Annotated in this window: 19 protein-coding genes; 12 read left to right on the top strand and 7 right to left on the bottom strand. The window is 58.8% G+C overall.

What is annotated here, in order from left to right:
* Nucleotides 1–8 precede the first annotated feature (8 nt).
* From flhA to N1030_RS14720, 12 genes are all read left to right on the top strand, one after another.
* Entirely contained in the window at nt 9–2,123 is a 2,115-nt protein-coding gene (gene flhA, locus N1030_RS14775) for a flagellar biosynthesis protein FlhA (RefSeq protein ID WP_265826266.1), read from the top strand.
* The gene (locus N1030_RS14770; protein WP_265826265.1) at nt 2,123–3,205 is read left to right on the top strand and encodes a flagellar biosynthesis protein FlhF; all 1,083 of its coding nucleotides are present in this window, start codon (nt 2,123–2,125) and stop codon (nt 3,203–3,205) included. Before flhA ends, N1030_RS14770 begins: the two co-directional genes overlap by 1 nt.
* 20 nt (nt 3,206–3,225) lie before the next feature.
* Nucleotides 3,226–4,041: a MinD/ParA family protein gene (locus tag N1030_RS14765; protein WP_265826264.1), complete on the top strand. Its 816-nt coding sequence runs from the start codon at nt 3,226–3,228 to the stop codon at nt 4,039–4,041.
* Nucleotides 3,995–4,810 (top strand): FliA/WhiG family RNA polymerase sigma factor, encoded by an 816-nt coding sequence (locus N1030_RS14760; protein ID WP_265829079.1) that lies wholly within the window; start codon nt 3,995–3,997, stop codon nt 4,808–4,810. Before N1030_RS14765 ends, N1030_RS14760 begins: the two co-directional genes overlap by 47 nt.
* A gap of 20 nt (nt 4,811–4,830) precedes the next feature.
* Complete coding sequence (locus N1030_RS14755; protein ID WP_265826263.1) at nt 4,831–5,211, top strand: chemotaxis response regulator CheY; 381 nt, start codon at nt 4,831–4,833, stop codon at nt 5,209–5,211.
* A 51-nt stretch (nt 5,212–5,262) separates the two neighbouring features.
* The gene (locus tag N1030_RS14750) at nt 5,263–5,988 is read left to right on the top strand and encodes a flagellar basal body-associated FliL family protein (RefSeq protein WP_265826262.1); all 726 of its coding nucleotides are present in this window, start codon (nt 5,263–5,265) and stop codon (nt 5,986–5,988) included.
* 1 nt (nt 5,989) lies between these two features.
* A complete protein-coding gene (locus N1030_RS14745; protein WP_265826261.1) occupies nt 5,990–6,325 on the top strand; it encodes a hypothetical protein in 336 nt (111 codons plus the stop codon).
* A 96-nt stretch (nt 6,326–6,421) separates the two neighbouring features.
* Nucleotides 6,422–6,841, top strand: a complete 420-nt coding sequence (locus tag N1030_RS14740; RefSeq protein ID WP_265826260.1) for a hypothetical protein — start codon at nt 6,422–6,424, stop codon at nt 6,839–6,841.
* A 131-nt stretch (nt 6,842–6,972) separates the two neighbouring features.
* Complete coding sequence (locus N1030_RS14735; RefSeq protein ID WP_265826259.1) at nt 6,973–7,917, top strand: hypothetical protein; 945 nt, start codon at nt 6,973–6,975, stop codon at nt 7,915–7,917.
* A 52-nt stretch (nt 7,918–7,969) separates the two neighbouring features.
* Entirely contained in the window at nt 7,970–9,004 is a 1,035-nt protein-coding gene (locus N1030_RS14730; protein ID WP_265826258.1) for a tRNA dihydrouridine synthase, read from the top strand.
* A gap of 31 nt (nt 9,005–9,035) precedes the next feature.
* Nucleotides 9,036–9,881: a 4-hydroxy-3-methylbut-2-enyl diphosphate reductase gene (gene ispH / locus N1030_RS14725; RefSeq protein ID WP_265826257.1), complete on the top strand. Its 846-nt coding sequence runs from the start codon at nt 9,036–9,038 to the stop codon at nt 9,879–9,881.
* 97 nt (nt 9,882–9,978) lie between these two features.
* The gene (locus N1030_RS14720) at nt 9,979–10,926 is read left to right on the top strand and encodes a chemotaxis protein (protein WP_265826256.1); all 948 of its coding nucleotides are present in this window, start codon (nt 9,979–9,981) and stop codon (nt 10,924–10,926) included.
* Nucleotides 10,927–10,992: 66 nt separating this feature from the next.
* On the opposite strand, the gene N1030_RS14715 is transcribed toward N1030_RS14720, so the two are convergent.
* The 7 genes from N1030_RS14715 to N1030_RS14685 form a co-directional block, all read right to left on the bottom strand.
* Nucleotides 10,993–12,087: a putative NPN-dependent ornithine cyclodeaminase gene (locus tag N1030_RS14715; protein WP_265826255.1), complete on the bottom strand. Its 1,095-nt coding sequence runs from the start codon at nt 12,085–12,087 to the stop codon at nt 10,993–10,995.
* A gap of 257 nt (nt 12,088–12,344) precedes the next feature.
* Entirely contained in the window at nt 12,345–13,256 is a 912-nt protein-coding gene (locus N1030_RS14710; RefSeq protein ID WP_265826254.1) for a radical SAM protein, read from the bottom strand.
* A 201-nt stretch (nt 13,257–13,457) separates the two neighbouring features.
* Nucleotides 13,458–13,727: a hypothetical protein gene (locus N1030_RS14705; RefSeq protein WP_265826252.1), complete on the bottom strand. Its 270-nt coding sequence runs from the start codon at nt 13,725–13,727 to the stop codon at nt 13,458–13,460.
* 96 nt (nt 13,728–13,823) lie between these two features.
* Complete coding sequence (gene mnmM / locus N1030_RS14700) at nt 13,824–14,432, bottom strand: tRNA 5-(aminomethyl)-2-thiouridylate-methyltransferase MnmM (RefSeq protein WP_265826251.1); 609 nt, start codon at nt 14,430–14,432, stop codon at nt 13,824–13,826.
* A gap of 746 nt (nt 14,433–15,178) precedes the next feature.
* The gene (locus N1030_RS14695) at nt 15,179–15,820 is read right to left on the bottom strand and encodes a precorrin-8X methylmutase (RefSeq protein ID WP_420842814.1); all 642 of its coding nucleotides are present in this window, start codon (nt 15,818–15,820) and stop codon (nt 15,179–15,181) included.
* 12 nt (nt 15,821–15,832) lie between these two features.
* A complete protein-coding gene (locus N1030_RS14690; RefSeq protein ID WP_265826250.1) occupies nt 15,833–17,209 on the bottom strand; it encodes a cobyrinic acid a,c-diamide synthase CobB in 1,377 nt (458 codons plus the stop codon).
* Nucleotides 17,206–17,454: a hypothetical protein gene (locus tag N1030_RS14685; protein WP_265826249.1), complete on the bottom strand. Its 249-nt coding sequence runs from the start codon at nt 17,452–17,454 to the stop codon at nt 17,206–17,208. Before N1030_RS14685 ends, N1030_RS14690 begins: the two co-directional genes overlap by 4 nt.
* Nucleotides 17,455–17,664 lie beyond the last annotated feature (210 nt).

The raw sequence follows: 17,664 nt of genomic DNA, 5'->3' as shown, positions 1-17,664 counted from the left end.
TCGGAAAAATGGCTAAAGCAGAAATCACAGCACCGAAAATCAATTACGAACGGTTTGCCAAGCACGGCGACATACTGCTGGCAGGTGGCGTGGTCACCATTCTGTTCGTGATGCTCGTGCCCCTGCCCACCTTCTTTCTGGACATCATGCTCAGCCTGAGCATTTCGCTGGCGCTCATCATTCTGGTGACCTCCATGTTCATGCTCTCGCCGCTGGAATTTTCCATCTTCCCCTCCCTGCTCCTGGTGAGCACCCTGCTCCGCCTTGCGCTCAACGTGGCCTCCACAAGACTCATTCTGCTGCACGGTGATGAGGGCACAAGCGCCGCCGGTTCGGTCATCCAATCCTTCGGTGAGTTCGTGGTGGGCGGCAACTACGTCATCGGCGCGGTAATTTTCTGGATTCTCTTCATTCTCAACAAGATGGTCATCACGGCGGGTACCACGCGTATCGCGGAAGTGGCAGCCCGCTTCACCCTTGACGCCATGCCCGGCAAACAGATGGCCATTGAAGCCGACCTGAACGCCGGCCTCATCGACGAAGAAACCGCCAACAACAAACGCGACATCATCCGCCGCGAAGCCGACTTCTACGGCGCCATGGACGGTGCGGGCAAATTCGTTCAAGGGGACGTGACCGCAGGCCTGCTCATCACGCTGGTGAACATCATCGGCGGCATCCTCATCGGCATCGTGCAGAAGGACATGCCGTGGCAGGACGCGCTCACCACCTACACCCTGCTCACCATCGGCGACGGTCTTGTAGCCACCATCCCCTCGCTCATCATCTCCACCTCGGCGGGTATCATCGTGTCCCGCGCCGCCGCAGAAGCCAAGATGGGTGAAGAATTCATCGGCCAGTTGACCTTCAACTCCCGCGCACTCAAGCTGGTGGCATTTGTGCTTATCGTCTTCGCACTGGTTCCCGGCATGCCCTTCCTGCCCTTCATGCTGTTCGCAGCCGGTCTCTTCTTCATCTCCAAGCTGGTCAGCGACTCCAGCGACGGCGTCGCCGAACGCACCGGTGCCAAGAAGGGCGGCAAGAGCGGCTCCAAGGCTGATTCCGCAAGCCTCGACACGCCTGAAGAAGTGCAGGCCCTGCTGCCGCTGGACGCTCTGGAGCTGGAAGTGGGCTACGGCCTCATCCCGCTGGTGGACGAAGAACAGGACGGCAACCTGCTTTCCCGCATCCGTTCCATCCGCAGGCAGTTTGCCCTGGATGTGGGCGTGGTGGTTCCCTCCCTGCACCTGCGCGACAACCTGCAACTCAAACCCGGCCAGTATTCCGTACTGGTGAAGGGCAACGTCGTGGCCGGAGCGGAAATCCTCATCGACCACTACCTCGCCATGGACCCGGGCGATGCAAAGCACCATATCAAGGGCATAGAAACCCGCGAACCCGCCTTCAACCTGCCGGCCCTGTGGATTCCGCAGAGCCAGAAGGAAGAGGCCATGCTCGCAGGCTATACGGTGGTGGACCCCTCAACGGTCATCGCCACCCACCTTACGGAAGTGTTCAAGCGCCACCTGTCCGACTTCCTCGGCAGACAGGAAGTGCAGAGTCTGCTCGACAACCTTGCCAAGCACGCCCCCAAGGCTGTGGAAGAGCTGGTTCCCGGCATCCTTTCCCTTGGCGTGGTGCAGAAGGTGCTGCAGAATCTGGTGCGCGAGAACGTGTCCATCCGCGACCTGCTCTCCATCGTCGAAACGCTGGCGGACTACGGCCCCGGCATAAAGGATCCCGACACGCTTACGGAATACACGCGCGAACGCCTCGCCCGTACCATCGTCAAACCCTACATGGACAGCAACAGCGTTCTGCCCATCATTACGCTGGACCCCTCGGTGGAAAAGACCGTACAAGAGGCCATCCGGCGTTCCGACGGCGGCTCGTATCTGGCGCTTGATCCGGCAACGGCACAACGCCTCATTCAGGCCGTCAACCAGAGCGTGGAAAATGCCGTGGGCACGGACGGCCAGCCCGTACTGCTGACCTCTCCGGTGGCCCGACCGCATCTGGCGCAGCTGCTCATCCGCTTCCTGCCGACGGTACCCGTCATTTCGCAGGCGGAAATTCCCTCTGACATCAGGCTCACTTCCGTGGGCAGCGTAGGATTGAAGTAATGCAGGTCAAGACATTCACAGGCCCGGACACCAAGACGGTACTTGCCCGCATCAAGCAGGAGATGGGGCTTGAGGCAGTCATTCTCTCCAAGCATGAGGGATGCGACGAAAGCGGCCCGTGGTGCGAAATGACTGCCGGTCTGGAACGTCCGGCATCGGCTGTCAAAAAAATGGATTCCGGCAATGGCAACGGCAATGGCGCCCCTGCCGGATGGGGCGAGTGGCACAGGGAGTGGAGCGAAATCCGCGAGCACCTTCTGGCCCTCATGAAGCCGGGCATCCAGCTGGATGAACTGGCCCCGCGGCAGCGGGTAGCCCTTGAGTACCTTGAGCGCGAAGGGGTGGACAACAGCGTTCTGCTCTCCCTGTTCCGCCGCATGCACAAGAACCCCGATCTTTCCGTACTGGTCCCGCTTTCCGAGATGCTCCCCGTTCGTCCGTGGGGTGAAGAGCAGTGGCGCGGGCAATGCCACGCCGTGTCCGGCCCGTTCGGCGCAGGCAAGACCAGCACCCTCATCCGCATGGCCATCAGCCTGCGCAGCCGCCGTCCCGACATGCGCATCTGCATCATCAACGCCGACTGCGAACGCGGCAACGGCCGTCTGCTGCTCAAGCACTACGCCGAGCTTTCCGACATGTCCTATCTGGAAGCGGGCGACCCGGTCAGCTTTGCCAACGCACTGCGGGAAACCCGCGAATACGACAAGGTACTCATCGACCTGCCCGGACTGGGCAGAAACGACACCTTTGCCAAGCTTGAAGAAAAACTGGGACTGCGCACCGCACGCGACCTTGCCGTGCATCTGGTACTGGCACCCTCGTATGCGCCCGCCCAGCTTTCAACCTTTGTACGTCAATATGTAACCGACTGTCCGGGAAGCATTATCTGGACGAAACTGGACGAAGCCTGTACTTTTGGTGCATTGGTATCGTTAGCAGCATCGTCCGGATTGCCGGTTTCCGCTCTCTCGTTCGGGCCGGGTTTGAAGAATACGCTTACTGCCGCACGCGACGTCATGCTCTGGAGGCTTTTGTTCAAGCATCAGCTCCCCTGTGACGCAGACACCCGCAACGGCTTGTAATCTTACGGAGTTCACGCACAATGAAGGGCGACTTTCCTCTGGTTTTTTCGATTACCTCCGGCAAGGGAGGCGTGGGCAAGACAAACCTTTCTGTCAACCTTGCCTGCAGCCTCGCCCGTTCCGGAAAGAACGTGGTGCTGCTTGATGCCGACCTGGGCCTTGCCAACGTGGATGTCCTTCTGGGCATGACCCCGAGCAAGAACCTCTTCCATCTGTTCCACGAAGGTGCCAAACTCGACGACATCCTCTTTGACACGCCCTACGGTTTCAAAATCCTGCCCGCTTCTTCCGGCATGAGCGAAATGCTTTCTCTCAGCACCGGACAGAAGCTGGAACTGCTGGAAGCCATGGACGCGCTGGAGGACAAGGTAGATTACCTGATCGTTGACACCGGCGCAGGCATCAACGACAACGTATTATATTTCAACCTTGCAGTGCAGGAACGCATTGTCGTTCTCACGCCGGAACCCACCTCGCTGACGGATGCTTACGCCCTCATCAAGGTGATGAAGCTGAACCACGGCGTGGAACACTTCAAGGTGCTGGTGAACATGGCCCCCGATCCCAAGACCGCCAAGGAAATGTACACGCGGCTCTATGCAGCCTGCGACCATTTCCTCTCCGGCGTTTCGCTGGATCTGCTGGGCTTCATCCCCCGTGACCCGGAAGTCCGCAAGGCAGTGGTGAACCAGCGCCCCTTCTGCGCCAACCCGAACGGAGGCCCAGCCTGCACCGCAGTGCAGCAGGTGGCGAAGACAATTCAAAACTGGGAAGTATCGGCCAACCTTGATGGAAATATCAAGTTCTTCTGGAAAAAGCTCCTCTTCAGGCAATAGTCCTGCAGGCGGCAAAGAGCCGTGGGAACTGCTTGAATCTGGTGCCGTTGCCTGGCCGGACATGTCTCCCCGCCAGCAGGAGTCCGTTGTCCGGCACTATGCGCCCAAGATCAAGTTCCTTGCCCTGCGCCTGAAAGCCAAACTACCCAAGAACGTGGAGCTTGGCGAACTCATCAGCGCAGGCACGCTCGGCCTCATGGAATCGCTTGGCAAATTCGATCCCAAGATGGGCATCAAGTTCGACACCTATGCGGAAAGCCGCATACGTGGCGCCATGCTTGACGAATTGCGAAGGCTGGACTGGTTCCCCCGCAGCCTGCGCCACAGAGTGCGGCAACTGGAAGAAGCCATACACAAAATAGAAAGCGACAAGGGCCGCGTTCCCACGGAAGAGGAACTGCAACAGGCCACCGGACTTGATGAAAAAGAAGTCCGTATAGGGCTTGAGGCCCTACAGAATCAGCTTTGCCTGAGCCTTGACGCCATTCAGGAGACCTTTTCCACTGAAGGACGCGACTCCATTGACGGAGAACCTTTTCAGGCTACTGCACTACAGGAACTGATTGAAAGGGTTGCATCACTTATCGATCAATTGACACCTAGGGAAAAGCTGGTATTGTCACTCTATTATAGTGACGAATTAAATATGCGTGAAACCGCCGAAGTTATGGGCATAACCGAAGGTCGTGTATCGCAGTTGCATACTCAGGCCCTGCAGCGGTTGCGCCGGGAATTCCATACATCGTATGGCACCACCGAGAGCATCTAACGTTTTTTAAGGAGTTCCGCATGGCTTTCGATCCCAATATGCGTGTTCTTGTCGTTGACGACTTCTCCACCATGCGCAGAATCGTAAAGAACATCCTGCGCCAGCTCGGCTTCACCAACATTGTTGAGGCCGACGACGGCACCACCGCGTGGGAGACCCTCAACAAGGATAAGATCGACTTCATCATTTCCGACTGGAACATGCCGAACATGACCGGCATCGAACTGCTTCGCAAGGTCCGCGCCAGCGAAGAATTCGGCGACCTGCCGTTCCTCATGGTCACGGCGGAAGCCCAGCAGGAAAACATCATTGAAGCGGTGCAGGCAAAGGTTTCGAACTACATCGTCAAACCTTTCACCGCCGAAACCATGAAGCAGAAAATCGACAAGATTTTCCCCTAGGCCAAATGCCCTCCGCTCCGGCGGAGGGCTGCCCTGTGACCATATTCGCCCATGGCAGATGAAGATCTTTCATTAGACGGCCTCTTTTCTGAGAAAGCGCAGCTCGACACCGAAGAGCTGAGCGTGCCGGATAATGGCGGAAGCGCGCCTAGCGAAGACAAGGTCGAGCTGGACCTTGAAGATGCCCCCTTCCTTGACGATGACGATGAAGAGGAAGAGGCGGCTCCCCCACCGCCGACCGCTTCGGAACCGGTCAGCCTTGAACTCTCCACGGAAGCAAAGCCCAACGCCCTGAAGGCGTTGCTCGGCAACAAAAAGATAGTTATCTCTCTTGCAGGTGCGGGCGTGCTGTTGCTCGTCCTTCTCGCATGGCTGGTGCTCAAGCCCGCGCCCCGTCCGGAGCTGCCGCCTGAGCCTGAGGTCGTGACTATTCAGCCCGACCAGGCCCCCGAACCGGAGCCGGAACCTCAGGATGCCTTTGTGGTGTCATGGGAACCTTTCTGGGTGGAGATGAAGGATAAGGAAGGCCACACCCGCTTCCTCGTATGCAAATTTGCAGCACCCACGAACAACGAAAAACTTTCATGGGAAGCGGGGAGCAAGAAGACCATTCTGCGCGATGCCATTTTCTATTATCTGCGTAACAAGAATCTGGTCTTTCTGTCCGATAAGACTAATGTGGATGTGCTTAAGGCCGACTTGCTGGCCGTGATCAACCAATACATGAACAACGGCCAGTTCGAGGATCTGCTCATAGAAAACTATCTGGTGAAGTAAGATGTCGTTGGACGCCAGCCTGCCTGTTCTTCTCGCGCAGATGGGTCATGTGGAGAAATTAGCCCACAACGAAACGGTCCATCCAGAGGCGCAGCAAGCAGCCGCCAAGCAGAATGCCGCGGAGACGCTGAAGCGTGAGCAAAGTGCTGTGGAAAAAACCCAGCAGTCCAAGGACTCTCAGGCTATTGTGGACCAGGATGGCCGTGGGGCGGGCGGCCGCAGATATGCGCGCAAGCGCAAGGCCAAGCCCAAGCCTGACACCGGAGGAGAGGACGAACAGGCCACGCAGGAAGCCCGCAGCCCATGGCAGGGAAATATTCTCAACGTCAAGGTCTGACAGGCATGCGGCCCGTTACGGGTGCCCCTTGCTGCCCGGTCCCGCCTCAGCAACACACAACCTTCTACCGTCACTAACGGACACGCCTGAGACGCCATGCAATTCTCCCACTGGATGCTTCTTGCCCTGAGCCTCACCGAGCTGCTTCTGCTCATCCTCCTGTTCGTCTTCTTTATACGCCTCAAGCGCTCGGAATCCCTGCTCAACGACATGCAGGCCAAGCAGGAAGCCTTGCTCGCCAGAATGCACTTCAACGCACAGTTGGAGCAGGAACTGGTGGAATCCTTCAGCGAACGGCAGGAACAGCTCAGGCAGCTGGACATTCAGCTGGAGGCCCGTGCCGCCGGACTGGAAAAACTCATCAGGCAGGCCGAGAGCATGAGCCGCTCCCCCCAGTTTTTGCGGGAAATGATTCTGGACGGCAACCGCAAAGGGCACTCACCCCAGCAGCTCGCCCGCGCCACAGGACTTTCCGTGGACGAAGTCGAACTCATTCTCATGAAGGCGGGAAGATAGCTGCGGGACTACGGCCCCATAACGACGACAGCACGACGGGGCATGATACCGGACACCCCTTCAATCCGATGCCGTCTTGCGGCTTTCCACCCCAAACGCCGGTACAGGCAGCCTAGCACCTCCCAAATGTCATGAAGCCCCTCAACCGCACAACGCCAGTCAACTGGCAAGGCCAAGGCACCACAACCGGTCAGGAAACCGCCAGCAGGGCGGCCGCCTTCCGGCGGTCCCACCATGTGGGCCAGATTCTGCACGGCAAGATTCTGCGCTGGGTGCGCGGAGGCATGGCATGGGTGCACGTGGGCGGACAAGAGCTGCTGGCACAGCTGCACACTACGCCTGAGGCTGGCGTGGCCCTGCGCTTTCTGGTGGTACAGCTGGTGCCGGAGATCATCCTGAAAGAGGTGGACGAGGACAGCACCCATGCGACAGGCCACACGCTTTCCCCTGCCGACATCATCCGCGACTATCTGGCGGCTCGGGATGCCCTTGATGCCCACCTGCACAAACACCTCTGGCCCACTCTGAGCCTCGACGAAGACAATACAGTGTCCACCGACGGCATGGCTCCGCAGGGAGGCGCCGCATCACCCGCGCGAAACGCTTTCATCACCCATATCAGCCAGCATGAAGAAGGCCTTGCGCTATTCACCACGCTTCAGCATAGCCTGTTGCGGGTAAATGCCCTGCTGGCCGCAAGCCGCTCGGGCGTGCTCTGCCACCTGCCGTGGCTGCTGCCGGAGGCCCGTGGGGTGGAGATGCTGCTGCCCCCCCGGACAGAGGGTACGACCAAAATCACTTTCGGAGCCGTTTTCCCTGCCAGCGGCCACGTGCTCATACAATGTCTTGCAGGAACCGAAAGGATGGCCTACAGGCTCTTTCTGGAACGCGCCGCTCCCAAGGTCGCGGCAACAGTTTGCCGCGTCCGGGATGCAAGACGACAGCAGCACGCCACACAGCTCAGCTGCCTCGGCTGCGGCCCGCTCCCCGCAGGTATCCATGACGTGCTCACAAGCATACTGCATCCGGCCGGACTTTCCGGCAGCACGTCCGGCTCACTGAACCGGCGGGCATAACGCGCGCCACGACTTCCCCCGGCCTCACGGCCCTTCCGGAATCATCACAATCATGACTATTGAATCATCACCCCGCCGCGACCTGAGCGGCCTGAATATCGCCCCGCAAGACTCATGGCTTGCTCCGCTCGCCGGGTATTCCGATCTGGCATTCCGCCTGCTCAGCCGTGAATTCGGCGCAAAGGTGGTCTGTTCCGAAATGGTCAGCGCCAAGGGGCTCTACTACAAGAGTTCCGGCACGGAAATGCTGCTGGAAACCACGCCTGAAGATGCTCCCATGGTACTGCAGCTCTTCGGCAACGATACGGACATCATGGAACGCGCCATGGAGCCGCTCATGGCTGCGGGCTACACGTGGTTCGACCTGAACATGGGCTGCTCCGTCCGCAAGGTGGTGAAGACCGGCTGCGGTGCCGCCATGCTCTGCGATGTGCCCAATGCCGTGGAGGTTGCCCGCACCATGGTCCGCATGGCCGGAGAAGGACGTGTCGGGTTCAAGTTCCGCCTCGGCTGGGAAGCTGGAAGCGAAGTGTACATCGACCTTGCCAAGCGGCTGCAGGATGTGGGGGCGGGCTGGGTGAGCCTGCATCCCCGCTATGCGAAGCAGGGCTTTTCCGGCGAGGCGCGCTGGAGCGCGTTACGCGAACTGGTCGAGGCCGTGGATATTCCCGTCATCGCCAGCGGCGACTTGTTCCATGCGGAAGACGGTGTACGTTGCGTGCGGGAAACCGGCGTCACTGCCGTCATGTTCGCCCGGGGCGCCCTGAACAATCCCGCCATCTTCGAAGAGTTCTCCACCCTCATGCAGGGCGGGGGTTTTGTCCGGCCCGATCCCGTGAAGACCATGAACATTCTGCGTCGGCATGTGGCGCTGGCCCGCGAGCATTGCCCCGACAAGACCGCACTTTTCAAGATGCGCTCGCTGGTACCGCGCTACATCAAACTCTTCCCCGGTGCCCGCCACATGCGCAACCAGTTGACGGAATGCACCACTTGGGAAACACTGGACATGCTGCTGGAAACCTTTTTCACACGCTGGAACGAAGAGGGGGCGGACTTCGAGCCCCAACACATAACCATGCCCTAGCCACGGGCTGGCCCCATACGGAAGGATAGCCATGAAAGTTCGCAGAGCTGAAACCGCAGGATTCTGCATGGGCGTTTCCCTTGCCCTGCAGAAGCTGGATACGGAAGTTGCCAGAGAAGACGGCGCCATTGCCACGCTCGGCCCCATCATCCACAACCCGCAGGTGCTGGAGCAGTATGAAAAGCTTGGCGTGCGCTGCATCAAGGACCCCGCAGACGCCCGCAAGGACGAGCGGGTCATCATCCGCGCCCACGGCATACCGCACAAGGTGGAAGGCGTTCTCCAGTCCACGGCACGCGATGTGGTGGACGCCACCTGCCCCAAGGTGAAGCGCGCCCAGCTTGGCATTGCCCGCAAGCTGCGCGAAGGGTGCACCCTGCTGCTCTTTGGCGAAAAGGACCATCCGGAAGTGCGCGGCCTCATGAGCTACGCCGGTGAAGACGCCTTTGTTTTCGGTGAGTTCGATGAACTCAAGGCCTACCCCTTCGAGGAGGGAAAGCGGTACTGCGTCGCCGCCCAGACGACTCAAGACCGTAAAGTTTTTACGGAAATAGTCGATTGGCTTCGTAAGAAGCTGGGAGAGGACCTGCCCGTACTGGAAACCATCTGCGACGCCACCCGCGAACGGCAGGAAGAAGCCATTGCGCTGGCCCGTGAAGTGGATGCCATGGTCGTCGTGGGCGGTTACAACAGCGGCAACACACGCCGTCTTGCAGACGTTGCCCGGGCACAGGGCTGCCTGACCGTGCATGTGGAAACGCCGGAAGAACTCGATCCCGAACAGCTCAAGGGAGCCAAGGTTGTGGGCCTCACGGCCGGAGCTTCCACCCCAAAACACATAATTGACGCTATGCAAAAAAAGCTGGAAGCACTATAGTTACAGTACGGCGTACAAGCATCCGACGTCGATGACACAACCGGAGCAATCCGTAACAACCGTTTTGACACATTGATCTCAGGGTACGGGAGGGAATATGCAGACGAACATTCTGCTGGAATCCGGCACGAATGAACTGGAAATAGTCGAGTTCTTCCTTGATGAGGTTGAGGTCGGCAACGAAACCTATCGCGGGTACTACGGCGTGAACGTGGCCAAGGTACTGGAAATCATCCGCATGCCCTCCGTAACCGAACTGCCGGAAGGACAGCACAAAAGCGTGCTTGGCGCCTTCAACCTGCGTAACCACATCATTCCGCTGGTGGATCTTTCCAAATGGCTGAACAAGAACCGGGGCGAGGTGGAACCACCCAAGGTTATCGTCACGGAGTTCAACAACGTCTGCACCGCCTTTCTTGTTTCGGGCGTCAACCGCATCCACCGCATCAGCTGGGAGGAAGTGGAACCCCCGAACAAGTACGTGGCCTCGCTCAGCAACTACTCCATCACCGGCGTGGTGAAGATCGACAAGCGCATCATCTTCCTGCTCGACCTCGAAAAGATCGTGGCTGACTTGAACCCCGCACTCGGCCTGCGCCTTGACGAAGCCATCGACTGGTCCGCCAATGCGCGCTACCGCGCCATCATTGCGGACGACTCCGGCCTCATCCGCGAGATGCTGCGCGACCTGATGGAAAAAGCCAACTTTGACGTGGAAGCCATGACCAACGGCCGCGAGGCATGGGACAGGATTTCCGAACTCAAAGCCAAGGCGGAAGCAGAAGGCCGCAGCATTACCGACTTCGTGCAGGTCATGGTTTCGGACATCGAAATGCCCAGCATGGACGGCCACAACCTCTGCAAACGCATCAAGGAAGATCCGCATCTCAAAAAATTGCCGGTCATCCTGTTCTCATCGCTCATCACCGACAAGCTGCGCCACAAGGGCGATGCCGTGGGCGCAGATGATCAGGTTTCCAAACCCGAGGTCACGCACCTTGCGCAGCGGGCACTGGCACTGATACAGGCCGCCCAGCAGGAATAACGGAAAAGATAAGGGCGGAGTCGAAAGACTCCGCCCTTTTTTGCGTCATGCGAAAACGCCGCGCTCTCAGTCCAACGCCCTGTTCAGGTTCACGATGAAGTCCTGCACGTTGGTCAGAATGGCATGGGCGGTCAGCGAACCGCGATCCGCCAGCTTGCCCGCCGCAAATTCGGACATGTCCACAATGAAGAAATAGACGGGGCGTACGCTGCCGTCTTCCAGCACCTGATAGGAAGGCGTCATGTTGCCGGTGGCAATGGTGTGCAGCTGCGTGGCCATGGCAATGACCGTTGTGGCCTTGCGGGCCAGCGCACGCATGCAATCCTGCGCGGCGTACACGTCACCCACCACGCCGGGAAGGGGGCCATCGTCGCGTATGGACCCGGCAAGCACGTAATCCACCTTGTTCTCCACCACGGCGCGCATCACGCCATCGCGCACGCCGCCCTGATGCACGGCCTGCTCTATGGAGCCGTAGCCCTTGATGGCGTTTATGGCATCCAGATGGTGATAATGCCCCATGCTTGCCTGCTTCTTGGAATAGATGCCCTGCCCCAACGCGGTCTCATACAGCGCACCTTCAAGATCATGGGTAGCCAGCGCATTGCCTGCCAACAGTCCGTGCACGTACCCCTTGTCCACAAGCGAGGCAAAAGCCTTGCGCGCGTCGGAATCAAAAATCACCGCAGGGCCGCCCACCCAGAGAATGAATCCGTTTTCCCTGTCGTGGCGCAGAATATCGTACAGCGTATCATAATCTATGGAGAAAGACGTTTCCCTGCTCGTGGAGGTACGAAAAGCGAACGTCTCGCACGATTCCCCGCCACCGCTGGCAAAACCGGTGGTGTGCACGTAGATGCCGTCTTCCCCATTCTCCCGACGCCCAACAGCCACAAGATCGCCCACCTTGAGACGTCGGAACTCCACCACCTCCAGCGTATCGTTCACCTTGCGGATGACGCAGTCCATGCGGGAATGCCTGAGCAGTATCCACTTCCCTCTGGCGGTCTGCACATACTCCGGATAGATGGCCGTGGCGTGATAGTCGGCCGGAGCCACGCCGTCGCGCTGGCACGGTTCAAAACGCGCGACCGGCGCATCGCGCAGCTCGGGAACAGAAAAGTCAGGATGCCGGTACATGGGCAGGGCAAATCGGGACATGAGCACCTCCGTGGCATATTGGAAAGCCGGGCAAAGGAATTCACAGGTTACCTAACTCCTATCATGCCCGAGAGGTGAAAGGAACCCCTCCGGTAATGCACCACGCATCCCCCATGCAAATCGATGCAGCATACGAACGACGTTGCGCAAATGGTACATCCGTCCCTCCCCTGACAGGCTGCATAAAAAAGCTTCCGAAGGGGGGTACCCTCCGGAAGCCGTGAAGATGCTGTGCAGAGCAGGACAGAGCGGCAGGATCAGGATTCGCTGCAGGATGCGCCAAAGGCAAAACAACTGAAGCAGCGGTGATGTCGCAGACTCACAGGCTCACGCATGACTGCCTCAAGGTCGTTTCCGAAATAATACTCAGCGTCATCGTCCACCAGCGTGCAGGGCAGCACCTGCATCTCGCCATTGCGCTTCACCATCATCTTGCTGAAGGCGCACATGAAGCGGGAACGGCTTTCCGCCGTGTGGTAGCGGGTCATGCAGTCGGCGGAGATCTGGGGAACTTCGGGAGACGTTTCCGGACGCCCCAGATCGGGGAAAGCCACAAGGGTCAGGTTCTCAGGCAAACCAGCCTTCCGGAACAGCGCGGCATACCGGCGGGATACTGCCGCGGCGTCTTCTTCCTTGTCGGCATGACGGGCAACCGAAACGCCAAAGCCCAGCGTATACAGGGCAGAAAGCCCGCGAAGGGCTCTGTCGAAGCTGCCCTTGCCGCGCGCGGCATCATGACGCTCCGGATCGGGATGATCAAGGCTGACACGGAAGGACACAGCATTGCGGCCATGGGCCAGGTGGGCAATGGAACCGAGAGCGCCGGAAAGGGGACGGGTGGCATTGGTCAGCACCAGACACGGGCGCAGGCTGGCCGCATACTCCAGCATTGCCGGAAAGCCTGAAGCCATGAAGGGTTCTCCGCCGGTGAAGCAGAAACGCCCCACGCCCAGTCGCACGGCCGTTTCCATATACGGCGCAGCGTCTTCCAACGTCATTTCATCCAGCCGCGCAACGCCCGGTCCTGCCCCTTCAAGACAGAAGGAACACGAAAGGTTGCAGTTGGTGCCGGTATGAAACCACAATTCCCGCAAAGTTTCCGGTTCGATGAATCCGCGGGGCTCTCCCGCAGGTGTGCACTGCCATGCCTGAGATCTGGCCTGAATCATTATGCCTCCGTTCCTGTATCTTCCTGCCGGGGCAAGGCGTTGCGCCTCCGGCATGCCGCCCACACTATACCGAGAGCCTGCCGATTATCCAGAGCATTTATCCTCTCTATGAATGCGGACAGGATTCATTCATTCCGCTGATACGTGGAACAGCACACAAAAAGACCGCCCGAAGGCGGTCATGTGAACAAGGTAAGAAACCTAGGACTGTTCCTGCTCATCATCCGGAAAATCCTCCGGAAACAGAATCTTGTGGGGAACAAGCGGGCGCTCCCACAGACAGACCATGCGCACTTTTTTCATGAACCGGTCCAGAGGCACGTAGTCATCATACTTATCGCAGGTGCGCTCAAAGGCGTCGCGCACATACTCCATCGTAAACCGACCCGGATACTGGGCCTCAATGTCGGCCTGCACGGCAAGCCATAGATCGTCGTCAGTGATATCGGGCCATACCTTCTCAGAGCTCATCCGCTGTCTCCTGCGTGAAACTGGTAACGGCAATGCATACCGTGAAAGCCGGAAATGTGCCGGCTTTATGGCATGTATGTCAACACGCGCCGCCAATCAGGTGAGGCGTTCAATGACGAGCAACGCCTCGCCGTTCCGAGCCTTGTTACAAAAATCATAACGTGCAACGCGGCAGCTATTCCATGGCAGTGAAGATGCCCATTGCAGCACGATTTCCCCTTCATTCGCCCCGCCCGCATGTCCGGTATAAACGTGCACGGTGATGATGCCGTGAGGACGCAGCATGGCAAACACGGATTCCAGCGCGGTAATTGTCGCCTCCGGCTGTGTGACGATGGTCTTGTCGCCTCCGGGCAGATAGCCAAGATTGAACATGGCCACGCGCACCTGCCCGTGCATGGGGGCCGGAATCAGCAGGCGGGCCTCTTCATGTCCGGCGTGAAACAGCGTGACGCGCTCTTCAACCCCTGCAGAGGCAAGGCGCTCACGCGCATTGGACAATGCGGAAGCCTGCACGTCAAAACCGTATACATGCCCCTCCGGTCCGGCCAGCTCCGCCAGAAACAAGGTATCGTGACCGTTGCCCACGGTGCCGTCCACGGCGACGGCAGCTTGAGCCGCCTCTCCGTCAACCTCTAGCGCCATGGCCTGCTGCACGAATTGCTTGGTCAAATCCAGTATGGGAGCAAGTATCGCCGGTCTCATCCATTTTCCTTCACTGTACATGCAGGCTTCCTACGCCATGGCACGCGGCGAGGCAACCTGTCGCAGCCGGCTACGACTGATCACAACCGATCGTAAAGAGTCGCAACAGATCAAAGCAGGTCGAAGCAGGCCGGAACAGGCCTGTGCAACCGCCCGTAGTTAATGCAATGGTGCAAGCATTTTCACTACATGCGCAACTCTTTGCACGACCAATTGCACAACCCTACAACAGCCAAAACACATTACCAGCTGTTTTTATTCACTTTCAGCACTTGGCACGGTCCATGCTCTATAGCACACAACAACGGAGCACATATGCAACGCAATTCATCATATACCCAATCCCCTTGCACCAATCATGAAGTGACTGCCATGATTGACTATATACAGAACCGCATTGCCAACTCACCCGAGACCCAACGGCAATCTGTTCGACTCCTCATGAGGTGGTGGCTTGAAACCGGCCGCCACCTCACCCCGAACGCTGAACACCCCACACATACTCAGTAATACGCATTGGAACCTCCTGAACCACACACCCCCATCTCCTCAACGCGTCCGGGTGGCGGGGCCACGGCCCCCCACCCCGCGGGTGGAAGCCCCGAAATTTCGAAAGTTCATCTCCTCAAATCCGGAACTCCCTAACTTCCGGTGCCCCCGCCGGAAAAAACGAACGGCCCGTAAGGGCCGTTCTGTTTTTTTGGTTACTCTCGCTGCACAATGGTCGGCAGCGTTCAGACACATGCTCAGCCTCGCAGCGCAATTTCCGCCAGTGCGTTGACCGTAGCCGCGGCAAGGGGCGAACCGCCCTTGCGTCCGCGTATGGCAATGAAGGGCACGACACTCTGGCCCACCAACAGCTCCTTGGATTCCGCTGCGTTCACAAAGCCGACCGGCATGCCGATGACAAGCGCGGGGGCCTCGCCACCCGCATCCAGATGCTCCATGAGCCGGATAAGCGCCGTGGGGGCGTTACCTATGGCCATGATGCTGCCGCCAAGCTCGGCGCGTACGGCGTCCATGGCGGCATGAGCGCGGGTGGTGCCGTTGGCCTTGGCAGCCGCCACCACATCCGGCCTGTTCAACAGGCACTGTACTCTGCACCCCAAAGGTTCCATGCGACGGAGCGGAATGCCGGAACGGGCCATTTCCGTATCCGTGAACACAGTGCAGCCACTGCGAAGAGCTGCCAGCCCTGCGGCCACCGCAGCAGGATGAATGGTCAGATGGTTCAGCAGGTCAAAGTCCGCCGAGGTATGGATGAGCCTGCGGGCAATCTCCCACAGGTGCCCGGTAAAGGGACGGGGCTCGGGGACTTCGGAATCGATGATCTCGAACGAACGCGCCTCGATGGTGTCCGGCGCAAAATACGGTTGCAGAGTCGTCACAGAGGGTATCCCTTATCCGGCGTTGGCGCAGGCGTTCACAAATGCCGTTGCCAGCCCCGGATTGGAGGCAAAGTGGAGGTGAACATACGAGCCCAGCGTATTCTTGCGAACAAATCCTTCAGACTGGGCACGCCAATCCCGCCGGTCTCGCAGCTTATAGATGGCCAGAGCCTCGGGGTCTTCTTCAATAATATGCGAGTAATGGAATTCGTGCCCCCGCGCCACGGTCCACGGTTCCCCCATAATGGAAGGAGCCATGGTCGTAATCTCGCGGTAACCGAGCGCACGGAAGCGCACATCCATGCGGCATTGCATGGCAAAACAACCGCACATGGGCAGCAGCGTCCCCGCAGCGGTGCGCAGTCCCTGCATCAGATACATGAATCCGCCACATTCCGCATAGACGGGGCTGCCACTCTCGGAAAAACGACGAACGGCCTGCCGCATGGCGTTGTTGTCTGCCAACGCCTCCGCATGCACTTCGGGGTATCCTCCTCCGAAGTAGAGGCCGTTCACGCCTTCGGGCAACGCTTCATCCGTCAGGGGCGAAAAATAACACAACTCGGCCCCTGCCTCTTCCAAAAGGCGTAGGTTGTCCGAGTAATAGAAACAGAAAGCGGCATCACGGGCCACGCCGATGCGGGCGCGAACAGACACCTTGGGAGCAATGCGGGGCAATCCGGGATGCAACTGCGGCAACAGGGACAAAAAGGCGGGAATATCCATACCGCTCTCTATCCAGTCGGCCATGGCCTCCCGCCGTTCCGGCGACAAGGGATGCTCCTGCGCCGTGATCAGACCGAGATGGCGCGAGGGCACGGCCAGTGCATCATCCCGCTGCAGGCATCCGGCAAGGTGAATGTCCGGACAATAAATCTGCATGGCTTCGGCCAGCAATGAGGAATGGTTTTCGCTGCCCACCCTGTTGAACACCACCCCCGCAAAGGAAAGGTCGGGATCAAAGGCTGCATATCCCTGCACCAAGGCGGCTGCGGAGCGGGCCATGGAACGCGCATCGGCAACGAGCAGTACCGGAGCGTTCAGCCATTTGGCGATCTCTGCCGTGGAGCCGGCATCGCTGCTGCCCGAAGCGCCGTCGTGAAGCCCCATGACACCTTCGATGATGGCGACATCAGGCACCTCTGGCGCGTGAATGGTATGGCGGGTGAAAATATCCTGAACGGTCGCGGAGTCCGTCATCCAGCCGTCCAGATTGTGCCCCGGACGTCCGGTAACCAGCTCATGATGCCCGGGGTCGATAAAGTCCGGCCCCACCTTGAAGGACTGCACCCTCAGGCCACGGCGCACAAGGGCCGACATAAGCGCAAGGCTGACAAGGGTCTTGCCGCATCCGCTGTGCGTGCCGCCAACGACAAGCAGTCTGGTCATGCGGGAATATCACCTCTGCGGGAAAACTTGCGGGCAATGATTTCAGCATCCTCGGGCTGGGCGGAAGCCTGCAGCTCCGAACTGCTGCCGAAACAGGTAAACTCCCCTTTCTCCATGATCACATACCCGGCAGAAAGCACCTTGGTATAGGGCATCTGCTCGCGCATATCAGCATGGTCCACCCGCTGGGGAAAAATGAAGGGAACAGGCTGGCCTGAAAAATCCTCAAACATGATGTACTTCATATAGCTCGGCTCCGATTCTGACTTTAACAGGAGAATCCCCTTGTACGCATTTTGCCGCCAAAGGTCCATCTGCCCCCCTGTGCCCGACGGGGACCAACAGCTCCCGAGACCGGTACGCGCACAGGACAAAAGAGCGAGAAAACATCACAATGCTCTGATAAATAAGAGTAAAATCTCAGCACACCTATTGCCCCTTCCGCATCTTCAGAC

Source organism: Desulfovibrio mangrovi, from assembly GCF_026230175.1.
Classification (GTDB): Bacteria; Desulfobacterota; Desulfovibrionia; order Desulfovibrionales; family Desulfovibrionaceae; genus Halodesulfovibrio; species Halodesulfovibrio mangrovi.
This window is presented reverse-complemented; position numbering and strand designations above follow the sequence as displayed.

Coding starts and splice junctions, on each gene's coding strand:
- flhA (WP_265826266.1), top strand. CDS start 9: ATGGCTAAAGCAGAAATCACAGCACCGAAAATCAATTACGAACGGTTT.
- N1030_RS14770 (WP_265826265.1), top strand. CDS start 2,123: ATGCAGGTCAAGACATTCACAGGCCCGGACACCAAGACGGTACTTGCC.
- N1030_RS14765 (WP_265826264.1), top strand. CDS start 3,226: ATGAAGGGCGACTTTCCTCTGGTTTTTTCGATTACCTCCGGCAAGGGA.
- N1030_RS14760 (WP_265829079.1), top strand. CDS start 3,995: ATGGAAATATCAAGTTCTTCTGGAAAAAGCTCCTCTTCAGGCAATAGT.
- N1030_RS14755 (WP_265826263.1), top strand. CDS start 4,831: ATGGCTTTCGATCCCAATATGCGTGTTCTTGTCGTTGACGACTTCTCC.
- N1030_RS14750 (WP_265826262.1), top strand. CDS start 5,263: ATGGCAGATGAAGATCTTTCATTAGACGGCCTCTTTTCTGAGAAAGCG.
- N1030_RS14745 (WP_265826261.1), top strand. CDS start 5,990: ATGTCGTTGGACGCCAGCCTGCCTGTTCTTCTCGCGCAGATGGGTCAT.
- N1030_RS14740 (WP_265826260.1), top strand. CDS start 6,422: ATGCAATTCTCCCACTGGATGCTTCTTGCCCTGAGCCTCACCGAGCTG.
- N1030_RS14735 (WP_265826259.1), top strand. CDS start 6,973: ATGAAGCCCCTCAACCGCACAACGCCAGTCAACTGGCAAGGCCAAGGC.
- N1030_RS14730 (WP_265826258.1), top strand. CDS start 7,970: ATGACTATTGAATCATCACCCCGCCGCGACCTGAGCGGCCTGAATATC.
- ispH (WP_265826257.1), top strand. CDS start 9,036: ATGAAAGTTCGCAGAGCTGAAACCGCAGGATTCTGCATGGGCGTTTCC.
- N1030_RS14720 (WP_265826256.1), top strand. CDS start 9,979: ATGCAGACGAACATTCTGCTGGAATCCGGCACGAATGAACTGGAAATA.
- N1030_RS14715 (WP_265826255.1), bottom strand. CDS start 12,087: ATGTCCCGATTTGCCCTGCCCATGTACCGGCATCCTGACTTTTCTGTT.
- N1030_RS14710 (WP_265826254.1), bottom strand. CDS start 13,256: ATGATTCAGGCCAGATCTCAGGCATGGCAGTGCACACCTGCGGGAGAG.
- N1030_RS14705 (WP_265826252.1), bottom strand. CDS start 13,727: ATGAGCTCTGAGAAGGTATGGCCCGATATCACTGACGACGATCTATGG.
- mnmM (WP_265826251.1), bottom strand. CDS start 14,432: ATGAGACCGGCGATACTTGCTCCCATACTGGATTTGACCAAGCAATTC.
- N1030_RS14690 (WP_265826250.1), bottom strand. CDS start 17,209: ATGACCAGACTGCTTGTCGTTGGCGGCACGCACAGCGGATGCGGCAAG.
- N1030_RS14685 (WP_265826249.1), bottom strand. CDS start 17,454: ATGAAGTACATCATGTTTGAGGATTTTTCAGGCCAGCCTGTTCCCTTC.